15 protein-coding genes are annotated in these 13,971 nt (G+C 42.0%); 11 read left to right on the top strand and 4 right to left on the bottom strand.

Going from position 1 to position 13,971, the window contains the following annotated elements; translation table 11 throughout:
• Window positions 1–103 precede the first annotated feature (103 nt).
• The 7 genes from radC to L5L98_RS02855 all read left to right on the top strand — a co-directional run bounded on the left by radC (window position 104) and on the right by L5L98_RS02855 (window position 4,173).
• Window positions 104–586 carry a RadC family protein gene (radC, locus tag L5L98_RS02825; protein ID WP_263138372.1) on the top strand — a complete coding sequence of 161 codons (483 nt, stop codon included), beginning with the start codon at window positions 104–106 and terminating at the stop codon, window positions 584–586.
• Complete coding sequence (locus L5L98_RS02830; RefSeq protein WP_263138374.1) at window positions 583–1,038, top strand: DUF2787 domain-containing protein; 456 nt, start codon at window positions 583–585, stop codon at window positions 1,036–1,038. The genes radC and L5L98_RS02830 overlap by 4 nt, the downstream gene beginning before the upstream one ends.
• Window positions 1,039–1,088: 50 nt before the next feature.
• A complete protein-coding gene (locus L5L98_RS02835; RefSeq protein ID WP_105252320.1) occupies window positions 1,089–1,277 on the top strand; it encodes a hypothetical protein in 189 nt (62 codons plus the stop codon).
• A 137-nt stretch (window positions 1,278–1,414) separates the two neighbouring features.
• Window positions 1,415–1,975: a recombinase family protein gene (locus tag L5L98_RS02840; RefSeq protein ID WP_012587780.1), complete on the top strand. Its 561-nt coding sequence runs from the start codon at window positions 1,415–1,417 to the stop codon at window positions 1,973–1,975.
• Window positions 1,972–2,508, top strand: a complete 537-nt coding sequence (locus L5L98_RS02845; protein WP_263138377.1) for a hypothetical protein — start codon at window positions 1,972–1,974, stop codon at window positions 2,506–2,508. The genes L5L98_RS02840 and L5L98_RS02845 overlap by 4 nt, the downstream gene beginning before the upstream one ends.
• Window positions 2,509–2,555: 47 nt before the next feature.
• Window positions 2,556–2,825 (top strand): hypothetical protein, encoded by a 270-nt coding sequence (locus L5L98_RS02850; RefSeq protein ID WP_263138379.1) that lies wholly within the window; start codon window positions 2,556–2,558, stop codon window positions 2,823–2,825.
• A 340-nt stretch (window positions 2,826–3,165) separates the two neighbouring features.
• On the top strand, window positions 3,166–4,173 hold the full coding sequence (locus L5L98_RS02855; protein WP_263138380.1) for a hypothetical protein: 1,008 nt from the start codon (window positions 3,166–3,168) through the stop codon (window positions 4,171–4,173).
• A gap of 346 nt (window positions 4,174–4,519) precedes the next feature.
• Here the strand turns inward: L5L98_RS02855 and L5L98_RS02860 are convergent, their stop codons facing one another.
• The 3 genes from L5L98_RS02860 to L5L98_RS02870 all read right to left on the bottom strand — a co-directional run bounded on the left by L5L98_RS02860 (window position 4,520) and on the right by L5L98_RS02870 (window position 8,069).
• Complete coding sequence (locus L5L98_RS02860; RefSeq protein WP_263138381.1) at window positions 4,520–5,410, bottom strand: DMT family transporter; 891 nt, start codon at window positions 5,408–5,410, stop codon at window positions 4,520–4,522.
• A 693-nt stretch (window positions 5,411–6,103) separates the two neighbouring features.
• Window positions 6,104–6,604 (bottom strand): peptidylprolyl isomerase, encoded by a 501-nt coding sequence (locus L5L98_RS02865; protein WP_263138382.1) that lies wholly within the window; start codon window positions 6,602–6,604, stop codon window positions 6,104–6,106.
• A gap of 61 nt (window positions 6,605–6,665) precedes the next feature.
• Window positions 6,666–8,069, bottom strand: coding sequence for a DEAD/DEAH box helicase (locus tag L5L98_RS02870; protein ID WP_263138383.1), 1,404 nt, complete (start codon window positions 8,067–8,069; stop codon window positions 6,666–6,668).
• A 312-nt stretch (window positions 8,070–8,381) separates the two neighbouring features.
• On the opposite strand from L5L98_RS02870, the gene L5L98_RS02875 reads away from it, so the two are divergent.
• On the top strand, window positions 8,382–10,154 hold the full coding sequence (locus L5L98_RS02875) for a DUF885 domain-containing protein (protein ID WP_131525616.1): 1,773 nt from the start codon (window positions 8,382–8,384) through the stop codon (window positions 10,152–10,154).
• A gap of 251 nt (window positions 10,155–10,405) precedes the next feature.
• Here L5L98_RS02875 and L5L98_RS02880 read toward each other — a convergent pair whose 3' ends face one another.
• Complete coding sequence (locus L5L98_RS02880; RefSeq protein ID WP_028760093.1) at window positions 10,406–10,726, bottom strand: hypothetical protein; 321 nt, start codon at window positions 10,724–10,726, stop codon at window positions 10,406–10,408.
• Between the two features lie 220 nt (window positions 10,727–10,946).
• On the opposite strand from L5L98_RS02880, the gene L5L98_RS02885 reads away from it, so the two are divergent.
• Genes L5L98_RS02885 through L5L98_RS02895 form a run of 3 tightly spaced genes read left to right on the top strand, consistent with a single transcriptional unit; the run spans window position 10,947 to window position 13,945 of the window.
• Entirely contained in the window at window positions 10,947–11,441 is a 495-nt protein-coding gene (locus tag L5L98_RS02885; protein WP_028760092.1) for a putative 4-hydroxy-4-methyl-2-oxoglutarate aldolase, read from the top strand.
• Between the two features lie 57 nt (window positions 11,442–11,498).
• The gene (locus tag L5L98_RS02890; RefSeq protein WP_263138387.1) at window positions 11,499–13,325 is read left to right on the top strand and encodes an AsmA family protein; all 1,827 of its coding nucleotides are present in this window, start codon (window positions 11,499–11,501) and stop codon (window positions 13,323–13,325) included.
• On the top strand, window positions 13,325–13,945 hold the full coding sequence (locus tag L5L98_RS02895) for a BsuPI-related putative proteinase inhibitor (RefSeq protein WP_263138388.1): 621 nt from the start codon (window positions 13,325–13,327) through the stop codon (window positions 13,943–13,945). Before L5L98_RS02890 ends, L5L98_RS02895 begins: the two co-directional genes overlap by 1 nt.
• Window positions 13,946–13,971 lie beyond the last annotated feature (26 nt).

The following is a 13,971-nucleotide window of genomic DNA, read 5'->3' on the forward strand; positions in this document are numbered from 1 at the left end:
TTTTAATCGGTGGGAGATCGTTTCAACTGACTTATACCGTCATTTTTTACCATGAACTAAGGCATAAGAAACCTGATGTAAATCAACTACACAGGAAACATATATGCTTATTTCAACATTAACCCACCGTAATCAACTCGACTCTTCAGACTCTGTTATCAGGGAAGCCATTGCTATCTTGGAGAGTCGCTACACCCTGCAAGCTAATCCGCAGGCATTCACCTCTCCACAACTGGTAAAAGACTATCTTCGACTGAAAATGGCTGGATACGAGCGGGAGGTATTTGCGGTATTGCTACTGGATAGTCAGCACCGTTTGATTAGTTGTGAAGAACTCTTTTTCGGCACGATAGATGCCGCCTCAGTATATCCTCGTGAGGTGGTAAAAATAGTTCTGCATAGAAACGCCGCTGCCGTAATATTCGCCCACAACCATCCCTCAGGCATGCCTGAACCCTCAGAGGCCGATAAACGCATTACAGAGCGTTTAAAGACAGCCTTGGCAACTATTGATGTATCAGTGTTAGACCATTTTGTTGTTGGTCATCAAGATGTCGTTTCGTTTGCTGAAAGGGGATGGTTATGAATACACCAGCGGCAACTGAACAGCCTATTCAGATTGACCTTCAGTCAGGAAGGAAACTACTACCTATCACGCTTAGTTTGGCTCAGCTCCTCAAGCGATTGCTGGTGGATGCTAACAAACCAATCAATAGTAAAGCTGTTACGATTAACTTCCGTGATCCTAGCTATTCTGCTGAGTCTGGTGGCTTTCATCCGGTCGAAATCCGTTTGGAATATTCATCAACCACCAGCATGTGGCAATTCTGCTATATCACTGACTTTGCCTATCAGGGACGTTACTACCCAGAATTAGAGAAGGACATCGACTTCAACTTTGCAGAGGCTTCAGGGTATCAGGCTTATGTTGGTCATCATCCGTTAAGCCACTTCAGCGGCCTATACCGGCTATGGGAAGCCAACTTCAGAAGCTATCTGGTAGATGATTTCTACCAAATAACCATCAACTGGGATTAACCCGCAAACACCATTAAGACGGCCAGCGTTTCACTACATGGGTTCATGTGGTGGGCATTCGGCTGCCTGAACGACAATCAGGAAGGAGAAACATCATTAACGAGTTACTAAAAAAGGTCGCTAAAGCTGCACTGCTGACCATAGTGCCGATCCTCATCCAAGCCTTCGCTGAGCGTTATCTTTCAGATGAAGAACCTTGGGCAAACATTGATGTTGATGAAGATCAAGAATCTGAATAACACATTGTTTTCATAACCAATAAACCAAGGCCATGTGACACGGTCGTAAACACATCAATAACCGTGTCACATGGGTTGTTTTGGACCTTTTGAAGGGCTTGGTCAGTATACCTTGCCCTATTGAACAGGAGTCGTTCATGGCAGAAATCGGATATGCCCGTGTATCGACCACGGGACAAAGTCTCGATGCCCAACTGAAGGCATTAGCAAACTGCGACAAAGTGTTTCAAGAAAAGGTAAGTGGTGCAAAGGATGACCGTCCGCATCTGCAACTCATGCTGGAGTTTGTGAGGGAAGGTGACATCGTTATCGTCACCAAGCTGGATAGACTCGCAAGAAACACTCGTCACTTGCTTGAAATAGCTGAGTTTTTGGAACGCAAAAAGGTTTCACTGCAAATTCAAAACCTCGGGATTAATACAGCAACCCCTACAGGCAAACTTATGCTGACTATGGTTGGAGCCATCGCAACCTTTGAAAGAGAGTTGATGTTGGAAAGACAGGCTGAAGGAATAGCTCTCGCAAAACTGCGAGGGAAATATAAAGGACGTAAACCCACGGCAATCACTAAGGCCAAAGAAGCCGCCCCAATGCTTGCAGAGGGTATATCTAAACCGGAAGTCGCAAAGAGGCTAAATATCAGCTTATCAAGCGTCCAACGGATAGCAAAGAAATTAACATCTAAGGATAACTTATGAATAAAAGGCAGAAAAACCGCTTTGAGATGTACTTCGTTATATTGATTTCTCTAACAATATTGAGTGCTTTATCACTGATCGCCCTTGAGGATTCAATTGGCGGTTCACTAGATTATTTCATCCTCAGAATGTCACTCACATTTCAGGGCAATATCTCTGTTATCGTTATGGGAATTGGTTACATCGGGATGTGGTACATATCTGAGCAATTAGCTTGGTTGAAGGAAGATGTTGAAAATAACCCATCTGGTCAGGTGATTGATTATCGACAGAAAAAACTATTACTTAAAACGGGGATCGGTGGAGCTTTATATCTGTTGACCTACGGCATTATTCTTATGTTTTCAGTGGTTGGTTATCACAATGGCAATATCTCCAAGATCGTCACTTCTGGAGCTGGGTTGACAGGTTTATTACTCTGTATTCTGACAGGGATTGCCATTTGGCAATTAAGATTGAGGCTGGAATGGATGGCAGAAGAACAAGAGCAGTCAACAGCCAAACAATCAGATAGCAGCTCTCTGAGTAACTAATCGACAAGGCCATCAGATTCTATTGATGGCTTTTTTTTGGAGAATATATGCGTAAAACATGCAGTTTAGTTTTGTTTCTTGCCTTTATAGGGGCAGTGTTACCAACACAGGTCTCTGCCTCAATTGAGGATATCTTGAAGCATTACCAACAGGTTTACATGTGGGAACAAGTTGCCACATCATGTAAGAGTAAAGCACCTACTGAGTTACAGGAAGATTGGGATCTCATTGAGGGTATTTTGAAATATCAGGGTGGTTACTGGGGGCGAAGCAATCAATCAACTGCAATATGCAGGAAAAACCTTACCGCAAATTAAGGGAATATTTGCTTCTCTTCATAGTGGCAGTGAGGTTTTAGCTGAGCACTTAATTAGTAAAGCAGTGTGTGACAGCAGAGATAGAGATATTGTCCATAAATAAATTTCTGCTGATCCATCATATAGATCCGCAGTATATGTCCTAACAGGGAAATACCCTTAGTGCGTGGTAGAGTCTTTGTGTAAATTCAATTATTATTTATATGGTTGAATACGCACTACGACTCATCAATTAACAATAGTTGTTGTTTACAAATGTACAATTCATCTAATTTTATGGTTAGCCGTAATGGTCTCTATTGCCAATAGAGACCATTAGACTTAAAGGATACGATACGCTATGTTCAAATATAAGCATGGAAAAAACTTGGATTGGTGGGTTGCTGAGGAACTATTAACAAAAGAGGAGGCTGTCGTTTTTGAAAAGTTGGTAGTTACCTTACGTTCTGTTTTTCCTGATGTTGATGTCGTTGTTACTAAATTAAATCATCTATGGAGCAGAGAGGATCTGAGGATTCGACTTGGGCGAAAATCTAAGACTGATTCTGGGAGGCCTAGAGTTATGCTCTCTATTAATCCTCGTCGGAAAGATGAAGATGCGACTGTAAAATATGGAACTGATAAGCGTAAAGCAAAAACTATGAGGGCACTCACGGAAAAAGATGGTATTTTTTCAGTTGATAAACTTGTAAGCCTTGCAAGCATAACAGACTCAGAAATAAATATATGGAAGCAATTCCTCATTGGTCAAAGAGACGAGGCTAAGTTTATTAAGATAGTGACTGGTACTGGCGCTAATGATATCGCGTTAACAGGTGCTGCTCTATCAAGCTCTAAATCACATAATGGTGAAGAGCAGTCTCCTGATGCGGTGTGTGCGACAGGAAGTCAAGACCATATAAAATGGCTCAATGAAAAGTCTCAGCTACAAAAGCCATTAGTTAAATTTTTACAACAGAATCTTTCTAACTGCCAAATAGTTTCCGAGACATCTCTTGAAGAGCAACTTATAAGGCCTGACATATTGATTAAAGAGTCGGGTGATACAAGTGTAATACTAGAACTTAAATATTTATATCTTAACGACACATCTGGTGCTCGCTCAAAAGCAAGATATGCATATGGTCAACTTCTAGACTATAGCTTTAACTATGGGGTCGACTCCTTTGATTTACTAGAAAGATGGTTCGTTGTTAATCAACTTCCTGATGATTTAAGAGTTTATCTTGAGAATATCTGCCAGAAAGTTGATAAACAGTTTTCCGTTTGGGTTTTCGATGATAAATCTGATAAAAAGCTTATCAAAGTTATTGGTAATAGCGAGTTTACATTCTCTAAGAAAGCATAATTTTAATACCCCAGTTTAGGTATGCTTTATCAGGAGTCGACTTGAAAAGTGGTCTCCTCAATGCAATATGATTGTTCTTAATCTGCTTTTATTTAGTACAAAAAGCTAGTGCAATCAAAAAAACAAAGGCGCATAATACTATGATTTAATAGGTCTTATTGGGATTAATTGTGAGTCAAGGGTTCGACCCCTCTCTCCAAAATTCTAACAAAAGGAATCAGTATCTTACTGATTCCTTTTGTTGCTTTGGGGCAAAAGCTGGGCAAAATTGCCGTTTTGTTCTCCTTCAGTGTCCTTGGTAAAACCAAGCATTTCTGCCACTCGATTAGCTATTTTTTGCGAGTCCTTAGGTTTTTGCCACATTAGCTATATTATTCGTTGTCATTCTTTTACGCGCTTGAACTAAGGTATAGCCGCCACTTAATACTATGAGTAGGCTTCCCAGAATAGTCAGCAAATCTGGGGATTCTCCAAATATAAATATTCCTAAAGCTAAGGCAAAGAGTAAGCGCGTATAACGAAAGGGGCTTACCACCGATACATCTCCAGTGCGCATGGCGATTGTCAGCGCATTATAGGCCATTACACCAAAGACGATTGCTCCAATTATCTGTATCGCTGCGTTTGCACTAAACTGTATAGCTTCATTTTGGTACATCAGTATTGCTAAGCCAGTAGGAATCAACACAAAAAAACCATACACTCCAAGTTGCATATTAGATAACACGGGAGAGGCTGCGCGTGTTGCTAAATCGCGTCCTGCAAAACCTAAGGTAGCGATAACGGCGAATAAAGATGTGGCCTCAAAACCATCAAGTCCTGGACGAATGATCATCAGTACGCCCATAAAACCAATCAATACTGCAAGCCATCTCTTATGACCCACTTGTTCACCGAACAACAATGCCGCGCCAAGCATGGCGATTAAAGGTGTGGCTTGCAAAATAGCGGATGCACTTGAGAGTGGCGTTAACGTGATGGCTAAAGCAAAACAGAATCGGCCGACGATTTCACATAGTGCACGTACTAATATGGGGGTAGACAAGACGGCAGGATGAAGCACAGTTTCACCCTTTCGCCAGGTTAACAGTATAAAAATCAACATTCCACCTAGGCCAAATAGCGCTAAAATGAGGCCGATAGAGGTGGTTTCTGCTGCGGATTTGATCAGCATGTCTTCAATAGAAAATGCTGCCATCGCAGCAACCATAAACAGACTACCTTTTTTATTATTCAAAATAAATTCCCTAAATGCTTAGACGCTATCTCTAGTCAAAAAGTTTTGTCATGAGAGTTCTGGTTTCATCAACAAAGGCACAGAAGTTACGATATAGCTTATTAGAATCCAATAGAAACATCATTTTCTGATCACTATAGCAAGCTTTCTCTGCTTATCTGAATAGGGTTTGTAGCTTAAGTTAACAATGATTCTTACTTAAAAATAAATAGGGATAATAAGCATTAGCAAGAAACGTTAATAGATACAGAAATGGTTTTTTTATCTATATCAGATGGAAAATTAAGTCTCTTTTACCATAAGGAATATGGCTAACATATTGTTTTTGATATTATCAACTTGTGCGGCTAGTCTAAGATATAGCACATCAGGGATGTGCTGCTTTTTTTCAGCCTTTATGATTAATAACATTGTTTGAAAGAGGTCTATATTGTTTGAAAGAAGCCTATATTGTGAGGTTAATTTTATATTTAGTAGTCTTAAGTCAATAATGGGAACGATTAAATAATCCATCAGTTGATTTTACACTAAGTGATTTTGTATTGGGGATTTAGTGTTTTTAGGTTTATATAAAATGAATTTGCGTTGAATAGTACGGGAAAGTTAACTAAATAACTTTGGGGAAATGATTAATCGCTCAACTAAAACTGAGCGATTAATCATATTAACGAAAAAATATTATTGTTTTAAAAATTAACTTTGGATATTAATCGTTACTTTCTCGATGACGATAGGTTCACGGGGCACGTCTTCGTGGCCAGCGACCGTGGAGGTTTTGACTTTCTCAATTTGCTGGATAATGTCCATTCCCGCCGTAACCTTACCAAATACCGCGTAGCCCCAACCGTTATTGGTGGTGGCAGTATGGTCTAAAAAGTCATTATTGGCTGTGTTGATGAAGAATTGCGCGGTGGCCGAGTGAGGCGCATCGGTGCGAGCCATAGCGATTGTGCCTATGGTGTTACTTAGGCCTTTGTTGGCTTCGTTAACGATAGGCTCGTGGGTTGGTTTTTCCTTCATTTTTGCGGTAAACCCGCCGCCTTGGATCATAAAGCCTTTGATCACTCGGTGAAAAATCGTGTGTTCAAAGAAGCCTTCTTCACAATAGCGGACAAAGTTTTTTGAACTGACAGGCGCATGTTCAAAATCGAGTTCTATAGTGATGTCGCCTAGATTGGTGCTAAATGTAATCATGCTAATATCTTCTATCTTAATGAGTTTTTATATCTAATAAGTCACGACTTGTACTGAGTTATTACTTAGTTTTAGGGCCGCTATTCCACGGATTAAAGGGCGCGCTGTGACCTGTTGTCTCGTTACCATTGTCAGTCTGAATAGATTGCGGCCGTGTTACATTGGCTTTAACCTCTGGCTTTGATTTCGCGCTGCGATGCTTTTTCGCATGGGTGGTTTCAAAGGAGCCTTCTTTCGCGGGGCGCGAGGCTCTGGCCTCAGGTGCCCGAGCTTTAAAGGTTTTTGGCGTAGTATTTTTGGGCACAAAATCGAGAATAGACACTGGCACTTCTTTGTTCGGCACAAAGCCTTCAATTTCTTTACGCACTATGAGGTGACCTAGACGGCGCTCGATAGCACATAGATTCCTAAAATCATCTTTAGAAACAAAGGAGATAGCTTCGCCGCAGGCGCCAGCACGACCGGTTCGGCCGATGCGGTGAATATAATCATCGGCTTCATCGGGCAAATCATAATTGACCACACGGGTGAGGGCGTCGATATCGATACCGCGGGAAGCAACGCCAGTCGCGACTAAAAAGCGTAGTTTGCCAGATTTGAAATCCACTAATAATTGCTCGCGTACCGCTTGGCTGCGACCGCTGTGAATGGCTTCGGCGGCAATGCCACGTTTTTCGAGTTGGCTAACCAGTTTGGCGGCGCCTTGTTTCGTCTGGATAAAGATCAGTGCCTGTTCCCACGCTTGCTCAGTGATGAGTTTGCTTAACAGGGCCGACTTTTTATCTTTATCGACAGTGATCAACCATTGGTCGATTTGTGGTGCGTTTGCGCTGTCGCGGGCAATTTCAATTTCGACAGGGTTTTCAACCGCTGTTTTCGCTAAAAAGCGCACTTGCTTAGATAAGGTTGCCGAAAACAACAGATTTTGGCGTTCTGTTGGCAGACGTTCAATAATCTTATTGATGTCTTCGATAAATCCCATATCGAGCATTCTATCGGCTTCATCTAGGACTAATATCGAGATTTCATCGAAATGAATCGCTCTTTGGGTGTACATATCGAGCAATCTACCGGGTGTTGCCACCAGAATATCGACGCCTTCAATAAGACGTTGTTTCTGCGGTGCGGCATCCATGCCACCATACATGGCCATAGACGTCAGCGGCAGGTATTTTGCGTACTTGGCAATATTATCTTCTACCTGAACGGCCAATTCACGGGTTGGCGTTAAGATTAATGCACGAACGCGTTTAGCACGGATTTTCGGCATGTCGGCGAACATTTGCAGTATTGGCAACACAAAACTGGCGGTTTTACCTGTACCTGTTTGCGCGCCAGCAAGCAGGTTTTTGCCTTTCAAGATCACCGGAATGGCTTTTTCTTGGATCGGAGTAGGTTGTGAATAGCCGAGCTCAGTGATGGCTCTTAAAATCGGATCGCTTAATCCAAGTTTGGAAAATGGCATTGAATGTCTCAGGTAAAGGGTCAGGTCAATAATGTATAAGCAAACTGTTACGCTAAAGCATGAACAGTGGAGCAGGGCGATATTATAGCAGGAGGTGAAACAGAATAGGCGATTATCATTATTTGTGTGTGTGTTTGGTAAAGAGGGGCTTATACGTCGAATAGGCGAATGATAGGCGGTAAAATATTGAGAACTTACAATTTTGTAACCGCGCATGTATTCATGGCTAACATAGCTGCAATTATTGGGGCAATATGATTAACTGAGGTAATTTTTATATGCCTGATAAATCTTAACAAAGGACCCATAATAATGAAAAAAAACGCTATTTCCCTTGCGATAGTGCTATCGCTGGCCAGCCTTGCTGGTTGTCAGTCCCATACGAGTCAAATCGCGCCCGTGGTCGCACCTGAAATTAAAGCCCACTCATTTGAGCAATTTTCAGCATCCTTTATTGATTCATTGTGGGAATTGTCACCGACTTGGGCCTTATACAGTGGCAAGCATGTTAACGATGGTTACCTTGAAATCCCCGATGCAGCAGGTCGAGCAAAGACCTTAGCGTTTGTGAAAGCTCAGCAAGCGCAATTGACTCAGTTCGAGCAAAAGTCGCTAACGCCGAATGAACTGATTGATTACCATCTGATCGACAATTTACTCGGTAGTATGGCATGGGAAATTGACAGTTTTAAATCTTGGCAGTGGGATCCTTCAAGTTACAACGTATCGGGCGGTTTTGCCCAAATCATCAATGAAAATTTCGCTCCATTAGATGACAGATTACGTTCGGTATTAGCGCGTTTAGAAAATGTGCCAGCTTATTATGCTGCTGCGCAGGCGAACATTAGCAAACCAACATTGGAGCACTCTGAGTTAGCAGTGCTGCAGAATCAAGGTGCATTTTCGGTTTTTTCCGATGACTTATTAAAACAGGTCGCCGACTCTGGTTTGACTGATGTGGAAAAAGCGTTATTTAAAACGCGTTTCGATGCGGCCACTGCGGCGATTAACGGCCATATCGCTTGGTTAGACAAATTAGTGGTTCAACTTAAAAAAGATGGAGCACGTAGTTTTAGAATTGGCGAGGCGTTATATGAGCAAAAATTTGCCTTTGATATCCAAGCGGGGATGACGGCGAAACAGCTATATCAAAAAGCCGTAGCCGATAAAGAGCGTGTTCAAGGAGAAATGGCTAAAATTACCGATAAGTTATGGCCTAAATATTTTACTACGCCAAAGCCTGCTGACAGTAAGCTCGCCATTCGCCAATTAATCGATAAATTATCGACTCAGCATGTTCAGCGCGATGAATTCGTGAATGAAGTGCGTAAGCAAATTCCAGAGCTGATTGAATTTGTAAATAAGAAAAAACTAGTCACATTAGATCCTAAAAAACCACTCGTTGTCCGTGAAACGCCCGAATATATGCGTGGTTATGCCGGTGCATCAATTAGTGCACCTGGACCCTATGAGAAGTCAGGCAATACTTATTATAACGTGACGCCGCTCGATGGCATGAGTGATGAGTCCGCCGAGAGTTACTTGCGTGAATATAATCACTGGATCCTGCAAATCCTCAATATTCATGAAGCCATCCCAGGGCACTACACTCAACTCGTTTACTCTAATCAATCTCCGAGTTTAGTGAAAAGTTTATTTGGTAATGGTGCTATGGTCGAAGGTTGGGCGGTTTATGCAGAGCGTATGATGTTAGAAGAAGGCTATGGCAATTTTGAGCCTGAAATGTGGTTGATGTACTACAAGTGGAATTTACGTGTTATCTCTAACACTATTTTAGATTACAGTATTCATGTGAAAGGCATGACCGAAGACCAAGCTATTGCCCTGATGATGAATGAAGCCTTCCAACAGCAAGCTGAAGCTGAAGGCAAGTGGCGCCGTGCGACACTTAGTCAAGTGCAACTGACGAGTTACTATTCAGGTTATCGAGAAATCTATGATTTCCGTGAAGAATACAAAAAATCGCAAGGTAAAGATTTTGACCTTAAAACTTTCCACGAAACATTCTTGAGTTATGGTAGTGCACCAGTGAAATATATTCGCCAATTAATGCAGAGCAAATAAGTTCGCATATTGATATAAATCAGCAGAGCTTAGGCTCTGCTTTTTTATGCCAAATAGCTAGACAGGTATAGTGTGAGCTTAACATAAGTTGGCATTGTTACTTATGAAATGAAATCGTTAACACTGTGCGAATAATGAAAAGCCAAAAATTCTGCCATATAACCGAAAAAGTATATATTTCGTTATATGGCATATGCAGATGTTAATCAAACAATTTCACTGCGTGGTGATAGAGCACAATGGCGATAAACTTACTTCTTAGATTTAGATGATGCCATCAGCGCTAATACTTCATCGTAAGAAATGTTAAATTCTCTAGACAAGTTAATGATTTTTGTTTTGTAGGTTTGAATATTCTCTTGCTGAGCTAATTGATGTTTCTTTTCTTCAACTAACTCATTAACGGTTTCTTGTAATATCAATAATCGACGTAAACTATAGTCGAGAGATTTAATATATTTACCCATTTGTTGCTTGTTACGTGCTTGCTCAAGATCCGTTGAGACTTTCTTATCATATCCATACTCATCAAGAGCTGCGATTGCGCTCTGTAAATCAAGATCAGTTGTCATTTGGTTTTCGCTTTATAACAAAGAGGTGTGGGAACAAATGTATGAAACTTTAAAGAGTGTCATAGGACGTTAACTATCGCAGATTATAATGCTTATGCCAATATACACCAAGCCTTTGCACGTTAAAATGAAATAAAAAATTCCGCTGATTTTTGCTTTGACCTTGTCGGGGTCTACAATAATGAGTAGTCTAAAGTTATAGACTATCATGGAGATTCAAATGCTTGATCTACTACCAGATTTATTCGACCACTATCCGTCTAAATTACAGTTACTTCCCCTTGCATTTAAACCCTTTGGTGGTAAACGGCTCTTCTGGGGCGAGATAGTCACAGTAAAGTGCTTCGAGGATAATTCAAAGGTAAAAGAGATACTTGCACAGGATGGGCATGGAAAAGTGCTCGTTGTCGATGGCGGCGGTTCTCTGCGCCGCGCATTGTTAGGTGACCTCATAGCGCAGAGCGCCTTAGATAATGGTTGGCAAGGGATAGTGATTAATGGTTGTGTTCGCGATGTGGCGAGATTAAATACTTTCAGCTTAGGTGTCTTTGCCTTAGGGGCTATGCCGATAAAAACCGAAAAGTTAGGTCAAGGCCAAATTAATGTGGCTGTCGATATGGGGGGCGTGACGGTTAAGCCCGGTATGATGCTCTATGCCGATGAAAATGGTATTGCAGTAAGTGATGAAATGTTGAACTTTGCATTTTTAAATTAACATTTCTAAATGCATTAGTTGCTATAAATTCAAGTTGTTTTTGATAAGGATATTTATATGAAATTCATTAAGTGGCTCTTAGCCTTAATGGTGACGCTCATTCTTTTAGTCACCGTTTATCTCACCGTCTTTTTCGACCCTAATGATTTTAAACCTGAAATAGTCGATGCCGTAAAAAAACAAACGGGTCGTGAATTAGTCATTACTGACGATTTATCTTGGACATTTTTCCCTGTTATAGGTATTAATTTAGGGGGAGTGTCTTTATCTAACCCTGAAGGTTTTACGCCTAAGGCTATGTTAGAAGTCAAAAAAGCCGTTGCTGAAGTGGCGCTAATGCCGTTGTTTAGTCAGAAAATTGAAATTGCAGAATTGAGTCTCGATGGCGCAACGATCAATTTAGTCACCCGTAAAAATGGCACTAGCAGTTTCGATGGGTTGAGTGGCGATAATAGCCCAAAAACTGCGTCTCCAGCTGCCGCCGAATCCTCATCGAATGCCAAACTTAACGACATTAATATTGGTGGCATTTCTATCACCAATACCCAAATTAATATGATTGACGAAGCTAATAAGCAGACTCAAGTCTTTACCTTAAGTAGCTTCACCCTAGGTGAGTTCTCCTTAGATAAATTTGCGCCTATCGCCTTTGAATTCAGTGCAACTATGCCGGATATGACGATAAGTAGCGAAGCTAAAGGTGAACTAAAACTCAGTCGAGACTTTAAACAACTCGTTATCAATGGGCTGAAAATTGATACTGTGGTGGAAGGTGAGAGTATTCCGAACAAGAAACTCGAAACATCTGTCAGCTTAGCAACTCAAATCGCCCTTGATAAACAGCAATTGTCCGTCGATATTGCGCAGCTTACCGCGGCGAGCATTACCGCTGCGGGTAAAGTGGGTGTTAATTATGGTACGAAAATTCCACAAATTAATGCTGATTTTCAAGTTGGCGATATTGATTTAGATACACTGTTACCTAAAACAGAGGCCACCGCCACCGCTGAACAAGCGCCAGCAGCAAACCCTCAGGCAGTTGAGCCTGATCTCTCAGCCCTTAAGCAGCTTGATGTAAAACTCAAGTTGACTGTTAAGTCTATTAAGGTCGCGAATCTGTCGACTCAAAATTGGTTAATGGATGTGGGCATTAAAAATGGCGTGTTAGATTTGACGAAACTGAATGCGGATTTATATCAAGGTCAGTTGCTGGTGAGCGCTCAGGTTGATGCTCGTCAAGCTGTGGCGAGTTATCAATTTGATAAAAAAGTGACGGGCGTACAAATTCGTCCTTTGCTGAAAGATGCGGCGGATGTGGATTTATTGGCCGGTACAGCCAACTTTGATGTGAAGGGGAAAGGTCAGAGTTTGATCCCTGAGCAGTTAAAGAAAAACCTGTTAGCGAATGGTCATTTTGATATTAATGACGGTGCTCTGTACGGGGTAAATATTCCACAGATGATCCGCAGCGCACAAGCTAAGTTAAAGGGCGACTTATCGCCAGAAACGAAGGCGGAGCGCAAAACTGACTTCTCGAGTCTGACGGGCAGTTTCTCGTTGGATAATGGCGTTGCCACGAATCCAGATCTTGCCTTGTCTTCGCCTTTACTGCGTTTGGATGGTAAAGGCACTGCGAATTTATTGACTGAAGCCTTGGACTACAGACTAACCGCTAGCCTAGTGAATTCATTGAAGGGTCAGGGTGGTAGCGACAAGGATGCGCTGGCTGGAGTTGACATTCCGTTGGCGATTACAGGCACTTTCCAAAAACCTGAATATGCTTTGGATACTAAAGCCTTACTGAATAATCAGCTAAAGGAAGAAACCGACAAAGCTAAGGAAAAATTAAAAGACTCCTTATTGAAAAAACTAGGCGGTTTTTAATGGTTGCTTCAACGCGTTACGCATTACTTGTTTGTGCGAGTGCTTTTGTCGGCGGGCAACTTGTTGGGTGCTCGGCGCCCGAAGCCGCTGACACGAGTCAGTCAACCAAGGGGGAGACTACAACAGCTGCGGCCGTTCAGCCTGAGATTATTCGCGCTGCCGATCTGGCGCTCGATGTTTCTGGGCTTAAAAGCACTCCGACATTAAAGGCTGAACCTGTGATAGCAGAAAAGACACAAGGCCTGCTTCGCGGCGAATTAACTCTAGAACCTTTTATCGATTTTAAGCAGTCGGTTAAGGCGACATTGACTGTGACAAATCCACAAACCTATGCTGTCGGCCTACGTTATAACTCTGGGATGACGGCGGATTTGTGGTTGGTAACGCAAGAGGGCAAACGTCTGTGGGCTTGGTCGGATGATATGATGTTTACCCAAGCATTACGTGATAGCCAATTGGCGGCAGGGAAAGTGATCACGACTTCATTTAGTATTCCGCCCAAAGCATTTGCAGGAATACCTGCAAATGGTGCTCGCTTAGAAGCGCATTTTGCTGCTAAAGCGTTAGAGTATGATGCCGTTGTTATGGCGCCCGTTGTCTTATTACTGACGATGGAATAACGTCGCCTCTCATAATAGAGAAAGCC

Source organism: Shewanella sp. SM23, from assembly GCF_025654295.1.
Lineage (GTDB): Bacteria > Pseudomonadota > Gammaproteobacteria > Enterobacterales > Shewanellaceae > Shewanella > Shewanella oncorhynchi.

Excerpts from the sequence above, each read along its gene's own strand:
- L5L98_RS02840 (WP_012587780.1), top strand. The coding sequence starts at position 1,415 with ATGGCAGAAATCGGATATGCCCGTGTATCGACCACGGGACAAAGTCTC.
- L5L98_RS02890 (WP_263138387.1), top strand. The coding sequence starts at position 11,499 with ATGAAATTCATTAAGTGGCTCTTAGCCTTAATGGTGACGCTCATTCTT.
- L5L98_RS02885 (WP_028760092.1), top strand. The coding sequence starts at position 10,947 with ATGCTTGATCTACTACCAGATTTATTCGACCACTATCCGTCTAAATTA.
- L5L98_RS02850 (WP_263138379.1), top strand. The coding sequence starts at position 2,556 with ATGCGTAAAACATGCAGTTTAGTTTTGTTTCTTGCCTTTATAGGGGCA.
- radC (WP_263138372.1), top strand. The coding sequence starts at position 104 with ATGCTTATTTCAACATTAACCCACCGTAATCAACTCGACTCTTCAGAC.
- L5L98_RS02880 (WP_028760093.1), bottom strand. The coding sequence starts at position 10,726 with ATGACAACTGATCTTGATTTACAGAGCGCAATCGCAGCTCTTGATGAG.
- L5L98_RS02855 (WP_263138380.1), top strand. The coding sequence starts at position 3,166 with ATGTTCAAATATAAGCATGGAAAAAACTTGGATTGGTGGGTTGCTGAG.
- L5L98_RS02870 (WP_263138383.1), bottom strand. The coding sequence starts at position 8,069 with ATGCCATTTTCCAAACTTGGATTAAGCGATCCGATTTTAAGAGCCATC.
- L5L98_RS02830 (WP_263138374.1), top strand. The coding sequence starts at position 583 with ATGAATACACCAGCGGCAACTGAACAGCCTATTCAGATTGACCTTCAG.
- L5L98_RS02845 (WP_263138377.1), top strand. The coding sequence starts at position 1,972 with ATGAATAAAAGGCAGAAAAACCGCTTTGAGATGTACTTCGTTATATTG.
- L5L98_RS02875 (WP_131525616.1), top strand. The coding sequence starts at position 8,382 with ATGAAAAAAAACGCTATTTCCCTTGCGATAGTGCTATCGCTGGCCAGC.
- L5L98_RS02865 (WP_263138382.1), bottom strand. The coding sequence starts at position 6,604 with ATGATTACATTTAGCACCAATCTAGGCGACATCACTATAGAACTCGAT.
- L5L98_RS02895 (WP_263138388.1), top strand. The coding sequence starts at position 13,325 with ATGGTTGCTTCAACGCGTTACGCATTACTTGTTTGTGCGAGTGCTTTT.